General features: G+C 72.1%; 16 protein-coding genes and 1 pseudogene. 6 read left to right on the top strand and 11 right to left on the bottom strand.

The genetic code is table 11. The features are described 5' to 3' along the window. Nucleotides 1-20 precede the first annotated feature (20 nt). On the bottom strand, nt 21-338 hold the full coding sequence (locus tag AB0B63_RS22395; protein WP_219465903.1) for a WXG100 family type VII secretion target: 318 nt from the start codon (nt 336-338) through the stop codon (nt 21-23). A gap of 584 nt (nt 339-922) precedes the next feature. On the opposite strand from AB0B63_RS22395, the gene eccE reads away from it, so the two are divergent. From eccE to rarD, 4 genes and pseudogenes are all read left to right on the top strand, one after another. Continuing rightward, the gene (eccE, locus tag AB0B63_RS22390) at nt 923-2,647 is read left to right on the top strand and encodes a type VII secretion protein EccE (RefSeq protein ID WP_357021722.1); all 1,725 of its coding nucleotides are present in this window, start codon (nt 923-925) and stop codon (nt 2,645-2,647) included. Nucleotides 2,648-2,701: 54 nt separating this feature from the next. Beyond that, on the top strand, nt 2,702-3,088 hold the full coding sequence (locus tag AB0B63_RS22385) for a phage holin family protein (RefSeq protein ID WP_208565530.1): 387 nt from the start codon (nt 2,702-2,704) through the stop codon (nt 3,086-3,088). 206 nt (nt 3,089-3,294) lie between these two features. Continuing rightward, nucleotides 3,295-3,785, top strand: a pseudogene (locus tag AB0B63_RS22380) (GNAT family N-acetyltransferase). After that, complete coding sequence (rarD, locus tag AB0B63_RS22375) at nt 3,782-4,705, top strand: EamA family transporter RarD (RefSeq protein ID WP_357021719.1); 924 nt, start codon at nt 3,782-3,784, stop codon at nt 4,703-4,705. The pseudogene AB0B63_RS22380 and the gene rarD overlap by 4 nt, the downstream one beginning before the upstream one ends. 25 nt (nt 4,706-4,730) lie before the next feature. Here rarD and AB0B63_RS22370 read toward each other — a convergent pair whose 3' ends face one another. Together AB0B63_RS22370 and AB0B63_RS22365 are read right to left on the bottom strand one after the other, a co-directional pair. Next, nucleotides 4,731-5,432, bottom strand: a complete 702-nt coding sequence (locus AB0B63_RS22370; protein ID WP_208565527.1) for a zf-HC2 domain-containing protein — start codon at nt 5,430-5,432, stop codon at nt 4,731-4,733. Then, nucleotides 5,429-5,944 carry a sigma-70 family RNA polymerase sigma factor gene (locus tag AB0B63_RS22365; protein WP_208565835.1) on the bottom strand — a complete coding sequence of 172 codons (516 nt, stop codon included), beginning with the start codon at nt 5,942-5,944 and terminating at the stop codon, nt 5,429-5,431. The genes AB0B63_RS22370 and AB0B63_RS22365 overlap by 4 nt, the downstream gene beginning before the upstream one ends. Nucleotides 5,945-6,159: 215 nt before the next feature. Here AB0B63_RS22365 and AB0B63_RS22360 point away from each other — a divergent pair, with 215 nt between their 5' ends. After that, nucleotides 6,160-8,286, top strand: coding sequence for a PhoX family phosphatase (locus tag AB0B63_RS22360; protein ID WP_357021716.1), 2,127 nt, complete (start codon nt 6,160-6,162; stop codon nt 8,284-8,286). A gap of 87 nt (nt 8,287-8,373) precedes the next feature. On the opposite strand, the gene AB0B63_RS22355 is transcribed toward AB0B63_RS22360, so the two are convergent. Beyond that, a complete protein-coding gene (locus tag AB0B63_RS22355) occupies nt 8,374-9,156 on the bottom strand; it encodes an IclR family transcriptional regulator C-terminal domain-containing protein (protein ID WP_208565525.1) in 783 nt (260 codons plus the stop codon). 158 nt (nt 9,157-9,314) lie between these two features. Between AB0B63_RS22355 and AB0B63_RS22350 the strand changes: the two genes are divergently transcribed. Beyond that, a complete protein-coding gene (locus AB0B63_RS22350; protein ID WP_357021713.1) occupies nt 9,315-10,505 on the top strand; it encodes an MFS transporter in 1,191 nt (396 codons plus the stop codon). A 124-nt stretch (nt 10,506-10,629) separates the two neighbouring features. On the opposite strand, the gene AB0B63_RS22345 is transcribed toward AB0B63_RS22350, so the two are convergent. From AB0B63_RS22345 to nuoI, 7 genes are all read right to left on the bottom strand, one after another. Beyond that, nucleotides 10,630-11,712, bottom strand: a complete 1,083-nt coding sequence (locus tag AB0B63_RS22345) for a polyprenyl synthetase family protein (protein WP_357021710.1) — start codon at nt 11,710-11,712, stop codon at nt 10,630-10,632. 90 nt (nt 11,713-11,802) lie between these two features. Then, a complete protein-coding gene (gene nuoN / locus AB0B63_RS22340) occupies nt 11,803-13,356 on the bottom strand; it encodes an NADH-quinone oxidoreductase subunit NuoN (protein WP_208565522.1) in 1,554 nt (517 codons plus the stop codon). A gap of 64 nt (nt 13,357-13,420) precedes the next feature. Next, nucleotides 13,421-14,953: an NADH-quinone oxidoreductase subunit M gene (locus tag AB0B63_RS22335; RefSeq protein WP_208565521.1), complete on the bottom strand. Its 1,533-nt coding sequence runs from the start codon at nt 14,951-14,953 to the stop codon at nt 13,421-13,423. Nucleotides 14,954-15,017: 64 nt separating this feature from the next. Continuing rightward, a complete protein-coding gene (gene nuoL, locus AB0B63_RS22330) occupies nt 15,018-16,979 on the bottom strand; it encodes an NADH-quinone oxidoreductase subunit L (RefSeq protein WP_357021705.1) in 1,962 nt (653 codons plus the stop codon). A 12-nt stretch (nt 16,980-16,991) separates the two neighbouring features. After that, nucleotides 16,992-17,291, bottom strand: a complete 300-nt coding sequence (gene nuoK / locus AB0B63_RS22325) for an NADH-quinone oxidoreductase subunit NuoK (protein WP_091244416.1) — start codon at nt 17,289-17,291, stop codon at nt 16,992-16,994. Further along, nucleotides 17,288-18,058: an NADH-quinone oxidoreductase subunit J gene (locus AB0B63_RS22320; protein ID WP_088646150.1), complete on the bottom strand. Its 771-nt coding sequence runs from the start codon at nt 18,056-18,058 to the stop codon at nt 17,288-17,290. Before AB0B63_RS22320 ends, nuoK begins: the two co-directional genes overlap by 4 nt. After that, entirely contained in the window at nt 18,055-18,693 is a 639-nt protein-coding gene (gene nuoI, locus AB0B63_RS22315; RefSeq protein WP_208565519.1) for an NADH-quinone oxidoreductase subunit NuoI, read from the bottom strand. The genes AB0B63_RS22320 and nuoI overlap by 4 nt, the downstream gene beginning before the upstream one ends. Nucleotide 18,694 lies beyond the last annotated feature (1 nt).

Below are 18,694 nucleotides of genomic sequence, written 5' to 3'. Positions count from 1 at the left end.
TGGTCCCTCCCCGGGATGGTTCAGAGTGGCAGTTGGATGCCGCGATTGGTGCCGGCGACCCGGCTGGCGGCCTCGGTGTCCGAGACGTCGTAGTGCCGGCCGGCGGTGCGGATGGCCGTCGCGGTCTCCCGCAGCGCCTGGTGCAGCGCGGCCTGGTCTTTTCCCCACTGCTGTTTGACCTGTGCGAACGAGCGCCCACCGGCACCCCGCCAGGCCTGCTGCAACACCTCCAGCTCGGTCATCAGGCCGGTCAGCATGGCCTGCAACGACTGGTCGACCTGCTCGAACTTCGCAGCGGTGCGCTGCATCACCGCAGCCTCTGCCTGGGTCTGGGCCATCCGGACGTCACCTCGTCTCTTCGGTCGGAGCCGATCCACGCCCGCCATGGGGGACGGCCGCCCGCCGGCAGTGGGCCTGGCGGGACGATGTCGGCGAAACTCGTCGCTGACGGTAGTCGCACCATCCCGGTTGTGCTACCCCGCCGCCCTCCCCTGTGGACAACCTCGGCATGGACGGCCGGCCGGGGTCCCCATCGGACCGACCAGGCCACTACCATGGGTCACACCTCCGTCGCGTTGCGGTCCGATGTGGTCGGACCCACCCCCACCGGTGGGGGCGATCCACCCGGACACCCGACCCCACCCGGGTCGGTCACCGGCACACCACGAGCCGCACGCACATCACCACGGGCCCACCCGCACCGGGGCCCACCCGCAGCACGAGGTGCCCGCACCACGACGACGCCGACACCGGCCGCGCCGGGATCGGCCACGACACAGCAGCAGATCGACCACCACGTCCCGGGGTGGGCGGAGAGCGTGACGGAGGAGGCGCGGTGTCGGCGGGCACGACCGATCGTCCGGCCCGGCGACAGCCGCCGCGGAGCCACGGGGGCCCGCCCCGAGCCCGCACGGGCTCCGCCGTGCGTGCCGGCCAGGTGGTCGCCACGCAGGTGGCGCTCGCGTTGCCGCTGGCCGCGTACGGTCGCGGCGCGGGGCCGGCCGTACTCGCCGCGGTCGGGGCGGTCGTCCTGGCCGGCCTCGCCTGGGGGCGGTGGCGTGGGCGGTGGCTCTTCGCCTGGTGGGGCACCGCCACCGGTTACCTCACCCGACGGCGCGGGCTACCCCTCGACGCCGCCCCGGCGGCCCTGCTGGACCTGGTGCTCCCCGGCGCCGTGCTGGGCCCGGTGGAGCTGGCCGACGGGCCGGCCGGGGTGATCGACGACAGCACCGGGCTGACCGTCCTGCTCGACCTGGGCGACCCGGGTGACCTGCTCGGCGACCGGTCCCACCCGCTGCCGGCCCCCGGCACGCTGCTGCCGCCGGCCGGGACGGCGCAACCGCCCGTGCGGGTGCAGGTGCTGCTGCACGCCGTGCCCGCCCCGGCGGCGGGGGTGGCCGGTGGCGCGGCGGGCACGTCCTACCGGCAGCTGACCGAGGGGCGGCTGCCGGGGCAGGAACATGCCCTGCTCGCGGTGCGGGTGCTGCGTGCGCCCGGCTGGTCCGACAGCGACCTGCGCCGGGCGCTGGCCGGTACGGTACGCCGGATCGGCCGCCGGATCGGGCCGGTGCCGGCCCGACCGCTCGGTGAGCACGCGGCGCTGCGGGTGCTGGGTGAACTCGCCCACCACGACGCCGGTCAGCCCGTGCGGGAGACCTGGTCGACGGTGCGCACCGGCGGCCTGCACCAGGCCACCTTCCGGTGGGACCGCTGGCCGGACGCCCGGGCCGATCCGGGTCGCCGGTTGGTGGCCCGGCTCCTGGCGCTGCCGGCGACCGCCACCAGCGTGTCGCTCTGTGCCGGTCCGCAGTCCGGCGGCGACACCGCACCCCCACCGGCCGAGTTGACGGTACGACTGGCCGCCCCGACGCCGGCCGGGTTGGCGCTCGCCGCCGAAGGGTTGTGCCGGCTCGCCGCCGACGCCGGTGGTGAGCTGCGCCGGCTCGACGGTGGGCAGCTCCCCGGCCTGGCCGCCACGCTGCCGTTGGCGGTGCCGGTGCTGGCGAAGGGGACCGCACCGCAGGTGGAGCCACCGGAGTTGACCCTGGGTGGGGCCGGGCTGATGGTGGGGGCCAACCGGCACGGTGGTGCGGTGACCGTCCGGCTGTTCCGCGCCGAGGGCACCCGGCTGGTGCTGGTCGGTGGGCTGGCCGCGGCCCAACTGCTGGTGCTGCGGTCGTTGGCGCTGGGCGCGGGGGTGCTGGTGCAGACCGGCCGGCCGCGCTCCTGGGAGCCGTTCGTGCGGGGGGTCGGCGGGCAGCAGGGCGGGGTCGTGGTGGTCCCGACCGGGCGGCCACCGGGTGCCACCGGTTCGCCACTGCGACCGCTGCTGGTGGTGGTCGACGCGGGCACCATGGCCGAGCCGCCACCCGGGGCGGCCTGGGTGTCCACCCTGGTGGTCCGGGACGAGCTGACCCCGCTGGACGTCGACACCCTGGGCCGGGCCGACCTGGCGGTGCTGCAACCCCTCGACCCGGCGGAGGCCGCCCTGGCGGGCACCGCGCTGGGGTTGGGCGGCTCGGCGGAGTGGCTGACCCGGATCCGGGACGACATGGTGGCGGTGGTCAACCGGCGGGCGTTGCGGTGGGCACTGCTTTCGCCCACCGCGATCGAGTCGCAGCTGGTCGGTCGCCCCGGCCGGCGCTGACCGGAAAGCCACGACGGTTTCCCCAGGTGGACCAGGCGTGGCACGATCCCGGCCATGGATTTTCTGAAGGGTCTTCTGATCCGGCTGGGCTCCACGGTGGTGGCCTTCTGGCTGGCGACGTTGTTCATCCCGGGCATCACGCTCGACACCGGTTCGGCCGGCGAGGCGATCGTCACCCTGGTGCTCGTCTCGGTGATCTTCGGCGTGGTCAACGCGGTGCTCCAGCCGATCATCAAGACCGTCGGTTGTGGTTTCTACCTGCTCACCCTCGGGCTGATCGCACTGGTCGTCAACGGTCTGCTGTTCCTGCTCACCAGCTGGATCGCCGACCAGGCGAACCTGCCCTTCCACGTGGACGGGTTCTGGCCGGAGGCGGTGCTGGGCGCGCTGCTCGTCGGCATCGTGACCTGGATCCTGGGCGCCATCCTCGACCGCGACTGACCCGCCTGCCGGCCACCGCCCGATGCCGACCGGCACGGCGGTGGCCGGCAGGATGCCAGCCGCACGGCGGTGGCCGGCAGGATGCCAGCCGCACGGCGGTGGCCGGCAGGATGCCGGCCGCACGGCGGTGGCCGGGCCGGCCAGCTGCGGCCACCTGACGGAAATTGGCTGGCGGGGCGGGCCCCGGATGGGGTTAGCGTGACGACGTGTTCTCGCTGACCCGCCCTGACGGCTACCAGCTCAGCACCGACCCGGAGCGGATCGACCGGGACCGGGTGCACCACTGGCTCTCCACCGACGCCTACTGGGCGCTCGACCGCAGTCGGGAGACGACGGAACGGGCCTTCGCCGGGTCGATCCCGTACGGCGTCTACCGCCCGGAGGACGGCGCGCAGGTGGCTGTCGGGCGGGTGGTCACCGACCGGGCGACCTTCGGTTGGCTCTGCGACGTCTACGTCGCCCCCGAGGCGCGGGGTCGTGGGTTGGGCACCTGGCTGGCCGGCGCGGTCCGCGACCACCTCGCCGGGTTCGGCGTACGCCGGATCGCCCTGACGACCCTCGACGCCCACGGGGTGTACGCGAAGGTGGGCTTCACGCCCGCGCCACCGCAGCAGTGGATGGCGTGGGTGAACGGGCGGTGACCCCGCTCACCGGCAACGAACCCGAGCCGGTCCCACCCCTTACGGTGGGACCGTGACTCCGTTGCGGCTCGGCTATCTCTACGGCTTTGGCGCGTACCTGATCTGGGGTTTCTTCCCGATCTACCTCAAGCTGCTGCGCCCGGCCGGGCCGGTGGAGATCCTCGCCCACCGGATCATCTGGTCGGTGCTGTTCGTCGCGCTGCTGCTCGCCGCCCTGCGTAACGTCGGTTTCCTGCGCTCGCTGGCCCGCCGCCCCCGGACGCTGGCCGGGATCGTCGTCGCGGCGGCCCTGATCGCGGTGAACTGGGGCACCTACATCTACGGGGTGAACTCCGACCGGGTGGTGGAGACCGCGCTCGGCTACTTCATCAATCCGCTGGTGTCGGTGCTGCTCGGGGTGTTCGTGCTGCGGGAGCGGCTGCGCCCGGCGCAGTGGGTGGCGCTCGGGGTGGGGGCGGCGGCCGTCGCGGTGCTCACCGTCGACTACGGTCGGCTGCCCTACCTGGCGCTGACCCTGGCAGTCAGCTTCGCCGGATACGGGTTGGCCAAGAAGCGGCTCGGGCTGCCGGCGGCGGAGGGGCTGTTCGTCGAGTCGGCGGTGCTGGCGTTGCCCGCCCTGGCCTACCTGGGTTGGCTGGTGAGCCGGGGCGGCTCGACGTTCGGGCAGGTCTCGGCCGGGCACACCGCGCTGCTGGTGGCGGCCGGGGCGGCGACCGCCATCCCGCTGCTGCTCTTCGCGGGCGCGGCCAACCGGTTGCCGCTGACCGCGCTCGGCATGCTCCAGTACGTGGCCCCGATCCTCCAGCTCGGCTGCGGCGTGCTGATCTTCCACGAGCCGATGCCCCCGGCCCGGCTGGCCGGCTTCGCCCTGGTCTGGCTGGCCCTGCTGATCTTCACCCTGGACGCGGTGCGGCACGGCCGGCGCAACCGGGCCGCCGCCCGCGCCGCCGCGCCGCTCCCGGCCGCCGCCCACTGAGCCACCCGACCCGACGCTCCCGGGGTCAGCGGACGTCGTAGCTGAGGACGAGGGTCCCGTCGGCGCGGAGGAGTTCGAGACGGACCAGGTCGGCGTCGGTGAACCGCGTCGCGCCACGCAGGTTCACGTCGTCGCCGGGGGCGGCCAGCCAGGAGGCGATCTGTTCCGTCGCGTCGTCGGGGCCGCGCGCCACCAGCCGGAACGTGTTCGCCTTGCCGTAGCCGGCCGTCGCGTCGTATCCGCAGTGCATGGTGACCTCGGTGCCCCACTTGGTGCCGCTCAGCCCGATCTCCGCGTGCAACGCCGGGGTCTTCGGCGACACCGGTGCCATGGACACCATCCGCACCGCCTGGGTGGTCGGCGCGGGCGGGCCGGCCGGGCGCAGGGCGGCGGCCCCGCCGAAGCCCAGCACCAGGGCGAACGCGGCGGCGACGAGCGCGGTCAGCGCGTACCGTCGGCGGTTGCGGGTCCGCTCGCGGCGGCGGCGGTCCCGGGCCACAGCGATCAGGTCGGGCACCCGGCTGATCTCCGGCGGCGGGGGGAGGAACTCCTCCAGCGTGGTCGGGTCGAGCCGGCCCAGCAGGCCCGGCAGCACCGCGACCTCGGCCACCGCCTCCCGGCACGCCGCACAGCCGGACAGGTGCCGCTCGTAGGCGGCCCGGTCGGCGGGGGCGAGGGCACCCAGCACGTACGCGCCGTCGTCGTGTGCGAACTCGCAGCGGGTCATCCGGTCACCCCCATCTCGGCCAGGGCCAGCCGCAGTGAACGCAGCGCGTAGTGGGTGCGGGACTTGACCGTCCCCGGTGGCACCCCCAGCCGGGCCGCCGCCTCGGACACCGAGCGGCCCTGGTAGAAGCACTCGACCAGCACCTCCCGGTGGGTGGGGCTCAGTCGGCTCAGCGCCTCGGCGATGGTCCAGGCCTCCACCGCGCGTTCCGCTTCGTCAATCGTCTCCGGCTGCTCGGGCAGGTCGTCGGTGAACACCTCGCCGACCCGGGTCGACCGCCGCCGCCAGGCGTCGATCGCCAGGTTCCGGGCGGTCGTGAAGAGCCAGGCCCGCACCGAGCCGCGTCGCGGGTCCAGTGACTCCGGGTGACGCCAGGCGCGCAGCAGGGTCTCCTGCACCAGGTCCTCGGCCCGGGTGCGGTCCCCGTTGACCAACCGCAACGCGTGCGCGTAGAGCGCCTCGGCGTGCTCGTCGTGCAGCGCGCGCAGCAGTTGGGCGTCGTGGTCGCTGATGGTGATCCCTCGCTTCCCGCGCGACGAGTCCGGCGAATGTGTCCGCCCGTTACTACGCGCCGTGACGCTGATCGGTTCACCGGCCACTGCTGTTCACATCCGGTTCACACCGCGTCCGGTGGCCGCTCACCCCGTCCTGGCAGCGTCCGCCCGGTACGCACGTCGAGCAGGTGAAAACGGCGTGCCACCGACCTGTCTCCAGGAGGCTCCTTCCCATGAGCGACCGTCCCCGGCTGCTCCCGCTGCTCGGTGCCACCCGGCACGGCAGCCGCGATGCGATGACCTGTCTGTACCGCTGCGGCAACGCCTGCGACCACCCGGTGCCCAACACGTCCGACAACACCTACTTCGGCGACCTCGTCGAGGGCGAGGTGTCCCGTCGGGGCGTCGTCCGGGCGGGTGCGGTGGGCGCGCTGGTGCTCGGCTTCGGCGGTGCCGCCACCGGCGCGCTGGCCGGGGCCGTCCCCGCCGCCGCCGCGCCGGCCACCCCGGTGGTGCCGGAGGTCGGCGACCCGACCGCTCCGCAGCGCGGTGTCGGCAGCGGGGCGCTGACCTTCAAGCCGATCCCGCCGAACCAGCTCGACACCCTGGTCGTCCCCAACGGGTACGACCACCACGTGGTCATCCGCTGGGGTGACCCGGTGCTGCCCGGTGCGCCCCGGTTCGACCTGCACGGGCAGACCGCCGCCGCCCAGGCCAAGCAGTTCGGCTACAACAACGACTTCGTCGGGGTGCTGCCGCTGGACCGGCGGGGCAAGCGGGCGCTGCTCGTGGTCAACCACGAGTACACCAACGAGGACCTGATGTTCCCCGGCTTCACCGGCCTGGACAACCTCACCGTCGAGCAGCTGCGTACCGCGATGGCCGCGCACGGCATGTCCGTGGTGGAACTGGAGCGGGTGGACGGCACCGGGCAGTGGCGGCCGGTGGGCCAGGGCCGCCGGCCGTACAACCGGCGGGTCACCGCGCTGGCCACGAAGTTCGAGCTGACCGGCCCGGCCGCCGGCTCGGCCTGGCTGCGCACCGCCGCCGACCCGAAGGGCCGCACGGTGGTCGGCACGCTGAACAACTGCGCCGGTGGGGTCACCCCGTGGGGGACGGTGCTGTCCGGCGAGGAGAACTTCAACCAGTACTTCGTCGGCGCCGACGCCGCACCGGCCGAGCTGAAGCCCAGGTTCGACAGGTACGGCATCACCACCGCCGCCCGTTACCCCAGCGGCAGCCGCAAGTGGGAGCGGGCCGACGAACGGTTCGACCTGGCGAAGCACCCCAACGAGGCGCACCGGTTCGGGTGGATCGTCGAGATCGACCCGTTCGACCCGGAGAGCCGTCCGCGCAAGCACACCGCGCTGGGCCGGTTCAAGCACGAGGGCGCCAACGTGATCGTGGCCCGCGACAAGCGGGTGGTCGCGTACATGGGCGACGACGAGCGCTTCGACTACCTCTACAAGTTCGTCTCCGACAAGAAGTTCATGCCTGGTGACTCCTGGGTGGCCCGCAAGAACAACCTGACCCTGCTCGAGTCGGGCACCCTCTACGTGGCTCAGTTCGCCCAGACCAGCGCCGCCGAGATCGACGGCACGGGCAAGCTGCCCGCCGACGGCGCGTTCAACGGCACCGGACGGTGGATCAAGCTGGTCAGCGGCAACCGCAGTTTCGTCGACGGGATGACCGCCGCCGACGTGCTCACCTTCACCCGGCTCGCCGGGGACAAGGTCGGCGCGACCAAGATGGACCGCCCGGAGGACGTCGAGCCGAGTCTGCTCACCGGCAAGGTGTACGTGGCGCTGACCAACAACACCGACCGGGGCAAGGCCGGTAAGCCGGCGGCCGACGAGATCAACCCGCGCAACCTCAACAAGCACGGGCAGATCCTGGAGCTGGTCGAGGACCGGGGCGACAACACGGCGGAGTCCTTCGCCTGGTCGCTGCCGATCGTCGCCGGTGACCCGGCCGACCCGTCGACCTACTTCGCCGGGTACGACAAGACCAAGGTCTCGCCGATTTCCTGCCCGGACAACGTCGCCTTCGACGCCACCGGCAACCTGTGGATCTCGACCGACGGCAACGCGTTGGGCAGCAACGACGGCCTCTTCGCCACCGCCGTCGAGGGGCCGGAGCGGGGGCACCTGAAGCAGTTCCTGACCGTGCCGCTGGGCGCGGAGACCTGCGGGCCGTTCATCACCGGCGACAACCGGTCGGTGTTCGTGGCCGTGCAGCACCCCGGCGAGATCACCGGCGCGTCGGTGGAGAAGCCGGCGTCGACCTGGCCGGACGGCGACTACGCCAAGCCGGGCGTGGTGGTCACCTGGCGGCTCGACGGCGGCCCGATCGGCAGCTGACGCGCTCCCCGGGCCGGTCCACCGCCGGACCGGCCACGAGGGCCCCCTCCCGCTTCGGTCCGGGAGGGGGCCCTCGCCCGTGACGGGTCAGGCGTCGGCGGCGATGCCGTCGGCGACGGCGCGGGCGGCGGTGAGCAGCTTGGCCCGCACCACCCGGGCCGAGGTCATCATCTCGCTGGCCGGCAGCGCGCAGGCCAGCACCACCCGCCGTTCCATGTCCTTGTCCGGGGTGACCAGCACGGCGGCACAGGCCACCCCCTGCCGGAACTGCCCCAGCTCCAACTGCATCCCGCGCCGGTCGCCGGCGGCCAGGTCCGCCTCGAACGCCTCCGGGGTGGTCAGGGTGGCGGTGGTGAACGGCCGCATGCCGTACTCGCGCAGGTAGCGCAGGCGCTGTTCGGTGGTGAGGGTGGCCAGCAGCGCCTTGCCCAGGGCGGTGGCGTGCGCACCCTCGTCGAAGCCGGGGACCATGTCCTCCAGGTAGGGCGAACGGGCTCCCTCGGCGACGGCGGTGACCGCCACCTGACCGCCGACGAACCGGCCCAGGTAGTGGCTCCACCCGGTGTCGATGGCGGCCCGCCGCAGCGACTCCCCGACGGCGGCCGGCCCCCGGAACGCGGTGACCAGCTCGCGGTACCGGTCGGCGATCTCTAGGCCGACGATGTAGGTGCCGTCCTCCCGACGGATCACGTAACCCTCGTAGGCCAGGGTGCGGACCAGGTGGTAGGTGGTGGCGACGGTCAGCTCGCACCGCCGGGCGATCTGCTTGACGGTCAGCCCTTTCGGGGCACGACCGACCGACTCGAGCACGCGTAGCGCGCGGGAAACGCTCCGGATCAGGTCCGAAGGTTCCGCCAGGGGGTCACGCACAACCACCTCCGCAGCCGGGGACTTACACCATATGAAATACCGGGCCGAGACGGAACGCCCGTTCGGGTGGTGGATGCCAGATCAGGCGGTATACGGCGGGTCACCCGGCGACACGCCGACGGTTGTCAGGAACTCGACTCGCGTAGGTTGAGCCCACGATGACCGACACCGCGCTCAGCCCCCCGCCGAGCCGGCCCACCGTACGCCCCGTACGGGCCGGCGGCGCAGCGGTCGCGACCACCGTCGCCAGCGTCCTGCCGGTCTTCCTGGTCGGCGGGCTCGCCGTGCAGATGGGGGACGACCTCGGCTTCTCCCCCGCCGGGCTGGGACTGGCCGTGTCGATCTACTTCGGCGTCAGCGCGCTCGCCTCGATGCCCTCCGGCCGGCTGGTGGAACGGATCGGCCCCGCCGTGGTGGCCCGGGTCGCCATCGTTCTCGCCGCCGGTTGCCTGCTCGCCATCGCCGGGCTGGCCCGGTCGTACCCGGTGCTGGTGGGGCTGCTCGCGCTGAGCGCCACCGCCAACGCGTTGGGCCAGCTGGCCAGCAACGCGGCGCTGGCCCGGCACGTACCCGCCCGGCGGCAGGGCCTGTCGTTCGGGGTGAAGCAGGCCGCCATTCCCGCCTCCACGCTGCTGGCCGGGGCGGCGGTGCCGGCGATCGCCCTCACCGCCGGCTGGCGCTGGGCGTTCGTGGCCGCCGCCGCAGCCGCCCTGGCCGCGCTGCCGGCCGTACCCCCGCAGGTGGCCGGACCGGCGCGGGAGCGTGCGGCGGAACGCGGCGGTGGGGCCACCACGGCGCTGGTGGTGGTCGGGGTGGCGGCGACCCTCGCGGCGGGCGCGGCCAACGCGCTGGGCACCTTCGTGGTGGACTCGTCGGTGCACCGGGGGCTCGCTCCCGGCCCGGCCGGGCTGGTACTCACCCTCGGCGGCGCGGTCTGCGTGGCCGCCCGGATCGGCGTCGGCTGGCTGGCCGACCGGCGGGACACCGGTCACGTCGCGCTGATCGCCGCGATGCTGGTGGTCGGGGCGGTCGGGTTGGGGCTGCTGGCCGTGGCCGGTCCGGTGCCACTCACCGCCGGGGTGGTCCTCGGCTTCGGGCTGGGCTGGGCCTGGCCCGGCCTGCTGAACTTCGCGGTGGTCCGGCTGCACCCGCAGGCCCCGGCCGCCGCCACCTCGATCACCCAGACCGGGGTGTACGCCGGCGGCTGCCTCGGCCCGCTCGGGCTCGGGGCGCTCGCCGGCACCCGCGGCTACCCGGTGATGTGGCTGGCCGCCGGGGTCGCCATGCTCCTCGCCGCCGTGCTCATGCTCACCGGCAGCCGGCTGCTGCGGCGCTCCGCCGCCGGCTGACGAACGGGGACGGCCGACGGCACCCGGTCGGCCCGGCGGGTCGCCGAGCGGCAGCACAGGTCAGCTGGTGACGAACGGGGGCGGCCGACGGTACCCGGTCGGGCCGGTCGTCGAGCGGCGCAGGTCAGCTGGTGCGGTCGGCGATGTAGTCGCAGAGGGATTCGAGCGCCCGCCGGGCCGGGATCTGCGGCAGCGGGGCCAACCGCGCACGGGCGTCCTCGGCGTAGCTGCGGACGGTCTCCCGGGCCCGCTTGAGCGCGGGGGACTCCCGCAGCAGGCCGAGCGCCTCGGCGTGCAGCGCGTCGTCGACGAGCGGGCCGGTGGACAGGATCTCCCGCAGCCGCACCGAGGCCGCGTCGGAGTCGTCGCCGGCCAGCGCGTAGAGCACCGGCAGGGTCGGCACCCCCTCGCGCAGGTCGGTGCCGGGTGTCTTACCCGACTGGGTCGACTCGGAGGCGATGTCGAGCAGGTCGTCGGAGAGCTGGAAGGCCACCCCGATGGTCTCCCCGTAGCCGGCGAGGGCCTCGGTGTGCTCCTCGGACGCCCCACCGAACATCCCACCGAACCGGGCCGAGGTGGCGATCAGTGACCCTGTCTTGTCGGCGATCACCCGCAGGTAGTGGTCGACCGGGTCCTGCGTGCGGGGACCGACGGTCTCGGCGATCTGGCCGTGCACCAGCCGGGCGAACGTGCGGGCCTGGAGGCGGACCGCCGTCGGGCCCAGGTCGGCGGCGATGTCCGCGGCCCGCGCGAAGAGGTAGTCGCCGACCAGGATGGCCACCGAGTTGGTCCAGCGGGAGTTGGCGCTCGGGGCACCCCGCCGCACGGCGGCCTCGTCCATCACGTCGTCGTGGTAGAGGGTGGCCAGGTGGGTGAGCTCCATCACCACGGCCGCCGGCACCACCTGCGGGCCCGCCGGGTCACCGAACTGCGCACCCAGGGCCACCAGCAGCGGACGGAACCGCTTGCCGCCCGCCTCGACCAGGTGCCGGGCCGCCTCGGTGACGAGTGGATCGGCGCTGGCCACGCTGGCCCGCAGCTCGACCTCGACGTCGTCGAGCAGGCCCAGCACGGACGCCTCGACCCGTGGATCGGCGAGGTGCACGCCGAGCGCGCCGAACTGACCCGTGCCCGCCCGTCCCCGACGACCGCCGGAGCCGACGCCGCCTGAACGCTCCCCCGCCGGAATCACCACACCATCAACCATGCCACACCCGTTCGACCTGCTCCGGACGGGGGATACGGCCGTGGGGCCGGCACGCCTGAGCGCACCGGCCCCACGGCCACGGGAAACGGGTCACCTGACGAATGCTGCGGCGTCCGTCGCCAGGTCGAGCAGGGGTGCCGGCAGCACGCCGAGGATCAGCGTGGCGGCCACCCCGATCATCAGCGCGGTGGCGGTCAGCCCGCCCGGCACCGCGACGGTCGGGGTGCTCTCGCCCGGCTCCGACAGCCACATCATCACCACCACCCGCAGGTACGGGAAGGCCAGCACCATGCTGGTCAGCACACCGGCCACCACCAGCCAGGCGTGCCCGCTCTCCAGAGCCGGGCCGAAGACCGCGAACTTGCTCATGAAGCCGCTGGTCAACGGGATACCGGCGAAGGCCAGCAGGATGAAGGTGAAGACCCCGGCATAGAACGGCGAGCGGCGGCCCAGCCCGGCCCAGCGGGACAGGTGGGTGGCCTCCCCGTCGGCGTCCCGGACCAGGGTCACCACGGCGAACGCGGCGAGCACCGAGAAGCCGTACGCGGCCAGGTAGAACATCGTGCCGGAGACGCCCGCCCCGGTCGGGGCGAGGACCCCGACCAGCAGGTATCCGGCGTTGGCGATCGACGAGTACGCCAGCAGCCGCTTGATGTCGGTCTGGGTGACCGCCAGCACCGCGCCGACCAGCATGGTGAGCACCGCCACCACCCCGAGGACGGGGGTGAAGTCCCAGGCGGTCTGATCGAACGCCACGTGGAAGACCCGCAGCAGGGCCCCGAACGCGGCCACCTTCGTGCAGGCCGCCATGAAGCCGGTGACGGGGGTCGGCGCACCCTGGTAGACGTCCGGGGTCCAGACGTGGAACGGGGCGGCGGCAGCCTTGAACAGCAGGCCGATGGCGATCAGCGCCATCCCGGCGAAGAGCAGCACCTCGCTGGCCGGGGACTCGTTCACCGCGGCGTGCACGGTGGCGAAGTCGACGCCGGCCGAGCGGCCCGGGATGCCGGCGGTGAAGCCGTACACCAGGGCCACCCCGAACAGGAAGAACGCCGAGGCGTACGCGCCGAGCAGGAAGTACTTCATCGCCGCTTCCTGGCTCAGCAGCCGCCGGCGACGGGCCAGCGCGCAAAGCAGGTAGAGCGGCAGGGAGAAGACCTCCAGCGCGATGAACATGGTCAGCAGGTCGTTCGCCGCCACGAAGATCAGCATGCCGCCGATCGCGAAGCTGGTCAGCGGGTACACCTCGGTGGCCCCGTTGCGTCCCTCGGCCTGCTTCCGGTCGTCGGCCGACTCGGCGGTCACCGCCGCCTGGGCGACGAACGCACCACCGCGCTCCACCGACCGCTCGCCGATCAGCAGCAACGACATCGCGGCGAGCACCAGGATGGTGCCCTGCAGGAACAGGGCGGGACCGTCCACGGCCAGCGCCCCACCCGCCGTGACCAGCCGGGCGTCGGCGTTGAGCACCACCATCACCAGCGCGGCGAGCACCGCCACCAGGGACAGCGTCAGCTGCACCAGGTGCCGGCGGGGACGCGGTACGAACGCCTCCACCAGGACACCCAGCAGGGCCACCCCCAGCATGATCAGGATCGGGGCGATCGACGGATAGTCGATCGACGGCAACTTGAGTTCGGTCACTGCGGATGCCGCCTTTCGATCGCGACTGCGGGGCTCACTCGCTGCGCTCGTTCGCTCCTCGCGCTCACTGCGCAGCCTCCTGGACGCTGCCGACCTCAGGGGCGGGATCGGTCTTGCCGACGTCCTGCATGGTCGCCTGGACGGCGGGGTTGATCACATCGGTGACCGGCTTGGGATAGAAGCCGAGCAGCAGGATCAGGGCGATCAGCGGGGCGACCACTGCCTTCTCGCGCAGGGTGAGGTCGCGGTGCATCGCCTTGACCTCGGTCAGCTCCGGGTTGAGCGTGCCCTGGGTGGTGCGCTGCACCATCCACAGCACGTACGCCGCCGCCAGGATGATGCCCAGGGTGGCGATCACCGCGACCGGCTTGTTCACCGTGAACGTGCCGATCAGCACCAGGAACTCGGAGACGAACGGCGCGGTGCCGGGCAGTGCCAGCGACGCCAGACCGGCGAAGAAGAGCACCCCGGCCAGCAGCGGCACCAGCTTGCCCGCCCCACCGAAGTCGGAGATCAGCGACGAGCCCCGGCGGGCGATGAGCATCCCGACGACCAGGAACAGCAGGCCGGTGGCGAGCCCGTGGTTGAGCATGTAGAGCACCGCGCCGGTGCCCGCCTGCGTGGTGAAGGCGAAGATGCCGACGCCGATGAACCCGAAGTGCGCGATCGAGGTGTACGACACCAACCGCTTCAGGTCGGACTGGCCGACGGCGAGCAGCGCGGCGTAGAGGATGCCGATCAGCCCCAGCGCCAGCGCCCACGGGGCGAACCACTTCGACGCCTCCGGGAACAGCGGCAGGCAGTACCGCAGGATGCCGAACGTACCGACCTTGTCCAGCACGCCGACCAGCAGCGCGGCGGCACCCGCCGGGGCGGCCCGACCGGCGTCCGGCAGCCAGGTGTGGAACGGGAAGAACGGCGCCTTGATCGCGAAGGCGAGGAAGAAGCCGAGGAACAGCCAGCGCTCCGTGCCGGTGGAGATGTCCACCTGGGTCAGCGTCTGCCAGTCGAAGGTCTTGCCGCCGACCACCCACAGGCCGATCACCGCGGCCAGCATGAACAGCCCGCCGACCAGCGAGTAGAGGAAGAACTTCACCGCCGCGTACTGCCGCTGGTGGCCGCCGTAGCTGCCGATCAGGAAGTACATCGGCACCAGCATGACCTCGAAGAACACATAGAACAGGAAGACGTCGGCGGCGGCGAAGACGCCGATCATCGTGGATTCGAGGACGAGCAGCAGGGCGAAGTAGGCCGGCACCGACCGCTTCGACGCGTCGGCGTCGTGCCAGGACGCCAGGATCACCAGCGGCACCAGCACCGCGATCAGCATCAGCATGACCAGTGCGATGCCGTCGACGGCGAAGGTGAAGTTGACGTCCCAGGTGGGGATCCACGGGTACGACTCGCGGAACTGGAGCCGGTCACCGTCGGCCTGGAACGAAACCCACATCACCACCGACAGCGCCAGCACCAGCAGCGACCAGCCGAACGCGACCTGCTTGGCCAGGTCGGGCCGGCGACGCGGCAGGAAGGCCACGACCAGGGCGCCGACCAGCGGTGCCACGGTCAGCACCGAGAGGAACGGGAAGTTGGACATTATGCGGCCTTACCTCCGTCGTGGATGCGGGGCCCGCCGGCGGGGGCTGTCGCATTGAGGTCGATCACGCCAGCCACCCCGCCTGCACCGCCAGGAACGCCGCCACCACGAGCAGCGCGCCGGTCAGGATCGAGGTGGCGTACGACCGGACGAAGCCGGTCTGCCAGCGCCGGAGCCGACCCGAACCGCCCCCGACCCCGGCGGCGAGGCCGTTGACCAGCCCGTCGATGCCCCGGTTGTCGAGGAAGACCAGCGCCCGGGTGAGGAAGATGCCCGGCTTCTCGAAGACCACCTCGTTGAAGGCGTCCGTGTAGAGGTTGCGCCGGGCGGCGGTGACCAGCACCCCGGCCGGCTGCGGCGCGGTGGCCGTACCGTTGCGGAACAGCACCCAGGCCAGCCCGGCACCGAGCACCGTCACCACCAGCGACAGCGCGGTCAGCAGCCAGTGCGGCAGCACCGCCGCGTGTTCGGCGTGCTCGCCGCCCAGTCCGGCGGTGGCGGTCAGCCAGTCCGGCACCGAGGTGGCGAGCAGGAAACCGGCACCGACCGAACCGACCGCCAGCAGGATCAGCGGGATGGTCATCAGCTTCGGCGACTCGTGCGGGTGCTCGATGTCCTCGGTCCACCGCTTCGGGCCGTGGAAGGTCAGCACGAACAACCGGGTCATGTAGAAGGCGGTCAGCCCCGCGCCGAGCAGCGCCGCCCCGCCGAACAGCCAGGCCGTCCAGCCCTCCCGCTCGAACGCCGCCACGATGATCGGCTCCTTGGAGAAGAAGCCGGAGAACGGGAACATGCCGATGATGGCGAGCCAGCCCATCATGAAGGTGATCCAGGTGATCTTCATGTACTTCGACAGCCCGCCGAAGCGGCGGATGTCCACCTGGTCGTTCATGCCGTGCATGACCGAGCCGGCACCGAGGAACATGTTCGCCTTGAAGAAGCCGTGTGCGAGCAGGTGCACGATGGCCAGCGCGTACGCCGCACCACCGAGACCGACACCGAGGAACATGTAGCCGATCTGGCTGACGGTCGACCAGGCCAGCACCCGCTTGATGTCGTCCTTGGCCGCGCCGATGATGCAGCCCATCAGCAGGGTCAACGCGCCGACGCTGACCACCACGAGTTGGAGCGTCTCGTTGGCCGAGAAGATCGGGTTGGACCGGGCGATCAGGTAGACACCCGCGGTGACCATGGTGGCCGCGTGGATGAGCGCCGACACCGGGGTCGGGCCCTCCATCGCGTCCGGCAGCCACGCCTGGAGCGGGAACTGACCGGACTTGCCGGCCGCGCCGAGCAGCAGCAGCAGGCCCAGCACCAGCACCGTGCCGCTGGCCAGCCCGCCGACGGAGGAGAAGACCTCGTCGTACTGGGTGGTACCGAGGGTGGCGAACAGGATGAAGATGCCGATCGCCAGGCCGGCGTCGCCGACCCGGTTCATCAGGAACGCCTTCTTGCCGGCGGTGGCCGCGCTCGGCCGGCCGTACCAGAAGGAGATCAGCAGGTACGACGCCAGGCCGACGCCCTCCCAGCCGAAGTAGAGCATCACGTAGTTGTTGCCGAGCACCAGCAGCAGCATCGCGGCGACGAACAGGTTGAAGTACGCGAAGAACCGTCGCCGGCCCTCGTCGTGCGCCATGTACTCGACCGCGTAGAGGTGGATCAGGAAACCCACCCCGGTGATCAGCAGGACGAAGACGGCGGCGAGCGGGTCGAAGAGCAGGCCGAAGTCGACCCGCAGGTTGCCGACCGTGATGAAGTCCCAGAGGCTCAGCTCGACGGACTTGTTCTCCAGCCCGCGCAGCTGGAAGAACGAGGTGAGCCCCAGCACGAACGCGGCACCGATCGCGGCCACGCCCAGCCAGTGCCCCCAGCGGTCGGCCCGCCGGCCGAGCAGCAGCAGGATCGCCGCGCTGGCCAGCGGGATCGCCACCAACAGCCAGACGCTGCTCAGCAGGCCGTCAGCCGCCGCGTAGGTGACGGCACCCGCTGGCTCTGCCGCCTGGGCGTACGTCAGAATCTCATCCACCGCAGGGCCCCTTTAGTACTTCAGCAGGTTGGCGTCGTCGACGCTCGCGGAGCGCCGGGTCCGGAAGATCGACATGATGATCGCGAGCCCGACCACGACCTCGGCCGCCGCCACCACCATCACGAAGAACGCCATGATCTGTCCGTTGAGGTCACCGTTGATCCGGCTGAAGGTGACCAGCGTCAGGTTGGCCGCGTTGAGCATCAGCTCCACGCACATGAACAGCACGATCGCGTTGCGCCGCACCAGCACGCCGACCGCGCCGATGGTGAACAGCACCGCCGCCAGGATCAGGTAGTAGTCAGGGCTCACCGTTCCGTCCCCTTCAGGGTGGTTTCCTCGGCGGTCAGCTCCCGCTGCGGCAGGATCGCCGGGGTGCTGCGGTCGGTCAGCCGGCCGTCGGGCAGCCGGGCCGGGGTGGCCACCGAGGAGGAGGTGGCGAAGACGCCCGGACCGGGCTTCGGGCCGGGGTAGTTGCCGGGGCGGAACCGGGCCTTCATCGTGGCGACCTGGTCCATCTTGTCTTCCTTGCGCCGCTCGATGTGCGCCAGCACCATCGCGCCGATCGCCGCCGTGATCAGCAGCGCGGAGGTCAGCTCGAAGGCCAGGACGTACTTGGTGAACAGCAGCCGGGCGATGCCCTGCACGTTGCCCTCCGCGTTGGCCTGGTCCAGGCCGACGGCGGTGACCCCGTTCAGCGCCCGGTAGAGGCCGGTGCCGACCAGCCCGGCGAAGCCGAGCCCGAGCACCACAGCGGCGACCCGCTGGCCGCGCAGCGTCTCGATCAGCGAGTCGGAGGCGTCCCGGCCGACCAGCATCAGCACGAACAGGAACAGCATCATGATCGCGCCGGTGTAGACGATGATCTGCACCATGCCGATGAACGGCCCGGCCTGGAGCACGTAGAACACGCCCAGGCAGAGCATGGTGAGCACCAGGAACAGCGCCGAGTGCACGGCGTTGCGCGCCCAGACCATGCCGATCGCGCCGATCAGCGCCAACGGGGCGAGGATCCAGAAGGTGACCTCCTCACCCCCGGACACCTGGCCCGCCGCGGCGAGCACCGTGGACGTGTTCATGCTCCGGCTCCCTTGCCCGCCGCCCGCTGGGCCGCCTGCTCGGCACCCGGGAAGGTCACCCCGGGATGCTCCTCGACCTGGTAGCGGCCGGGCCCCATCGGGGACTGCTCGGCACCGGCCGAGGTGCCCGGGTTGGTCAGCGCGCCGACGTAGTAGTCCTTCTCGCTGTCACCGAGCCGCATCGGGTGCGGCGGCTGCTCCATGCCTTCGAGCAGCGGAGCGAGCAACTGCTCCTTGGTGAAGATGAGGTCCTGCCGGTTGTCCCGGGCCAGCTCGTACTCGTTGCTCATGGTCAGCGAACGGGTCGGGCAGGCCTCGATGCAGAGCCCGCAGAAGATGCACCGGGCGTAGTTGATCTGGTAGACGCTGGCGTACCGCTCGCCCGGCGAGAAGCGCTGCTCGTCGGTGTTGTCGCCACCCTCGACGAAGATCGCGTCCGCCGGGCAGGCCCAGGCGCACAGCTCGCAGCCGATGCACTTCTCCAGGCCGTCCGGGTGCCGGTTGAGGATGTGCCGCCCGTGGTAGCGCGGCGCCGAGACCGGCGGCTTGAACGGGTAGTCGGTGGTGACGACCTTCCTGAACATGTGCGAGAAGGTGACACCGAAGCCCTTGAACGTTCCGGTGATCGCGCCCACG

This window comes from Micromonospora sp. NPDC049081 (assembly GCF_040648835.1).
GTDB lineage: Bacteria > Actinomycetota > Actinomycetes > Mycobacteriales > Micromonosporaceae > Micromonospora > Micromonospora antibiotica.
Note: the sequence above shows the minus strand (reverse complement) of the source record. Positions and strands in the feature narration are given on the sequence as shown.